Annotated in this window: 1 protein-coding gene; it reads right to left on the bottom strand. The window is 57.6% G+C overall.

Going from position 1 to position 1,362, the window contains the following annotated elements; genetic code table 11:
• Window positions 1-75 precede the first annotated feature (75 nt).
• A partial coding sequence (gene uvrA, locus BOW51_RS10820) for an excinuclease ABC subunit UvrA (protein ID WP_135568287.1) occupies window positions 76-1,362 on the bottom strand: 1,287 nt, incomplete at its 5' end.

Genomic DNA, 1,362 nt, shown 5'->3' with positions numbered 1-1,362 from the left:
GTGAGACTACATCTGCCTCGCTGCTCTCGACCTGGATGTGTTTTTCGATTTTCACAGGCGCCTTGTCTGGTGAATTCATTTAAGAATCCTGGCGATAAAATGGCCGGTATGTGACTTGTCCGCCATCTGCGCAAGCTGTTCCGGCGTACCGGCAGCGACAATCTCACCGCCCTGGTTGCCGCCCTCAGGGCCGAGATCAACAATCCAGTCTGCGGTCTTGATGACATCGAGATTGTGCTCGATGACGACTACTGTATTGCCGTGGTCGCGCAGCCTGTGCAGCACAGCAAGCAGGTGCTTGACGTCATGAAAATGCAGCCCTGTTGTCGGCTCGTCGAGGATGTAGAGCGTGTTGCCGGTGTCGCGTTTGGAGAGCTCCCTTGAGAGCTTGACGCGCTGCGCCTCGCCGCCCGACAGGGTGGTGGCGTTCTGACCCAGCTGGATATACGAAAGGCCGACATCCATCAGCGTCTGCAGTTTGCGCTTGATGGCGGGCACTGCATCGAAAAACAGCAGTCCTTCCTCAATGGTCATGGCAAGCACTTCATCGATGGTCTTGCCCTTGTAGCGGATATCCAGGGTCTCGCGGTTGTAGCGTTTGCCCTTGCAGGTGTCGCACTGCACGTACATGTCGGGCAGGAAATGCATCTCCACCTTGATGACGCCATCACCTGCGCATGCCTCGCAACGCCCGCCCTTGACGTTAAAGGAGAAGCGCCCCGGTGTGTAACCGCGCGCACGAGATTCGGGCGTACCTGCAAAGAGTTCACGCACCGGCGTAAATATCCCGGTGTAGGTCGCAGGGTTCGATCGTGGTGTGCGGCCGATCGGGCTCTGGTCAATATCCACTACCTTGTCGAAATGTTGCAACCCGTCGATCTTTTCATGGGCAGCGGCAGTCAGGGTGGTGGCATTGTTGAGTTCGGTTGCTGCAAGCGGGTAGAGGGTGTCATTGATCAGGGTCGACTTGCCCGAACCGGAGACACCGGTGACGCAGGTCAGCAGGCCGACAGGAATTTCCAGCGAGACCTGCTTGAGGTTGTTGCCGCTGGCGCCATCAATGACGAGCTTGCGTTCCGGGCCCATGGCGGTGCGCTGAAGCGGTACCTCGATGCATTGTTTGCCACTGAGATACTGCCCGGTGAGCGACTCCTCGGTCGCTGCGATTTCATCGGCGGTGCCCTGGGCGACGATGTGGCCACCGTGAACTCCGGCACCGGGGCCGATGTCGAGTACATGGTCAGCGGCACGTATGGCATCCTCGTCATGTTCTACGACGATCACGGTATTACCTAAATCTCTTAGGTAGTTAAGTGTATTTAGCAGACGTTCGTTATCGCGCTGGTGTAGGCCGATAGAGGG

The sequence above is a fragment of the Solemya elarraichensis gill symbiont genome, from assembly GCF_002021095.1.
Taxonomy (GTDB): domain Bacteria; phylum Pseudomonadota; class Gammaproteobacteria; order Chromatiales; family Chromatiaceae.
This window is presented reverse-complemented; position numbering and strand designations above follow the sequence as displayed.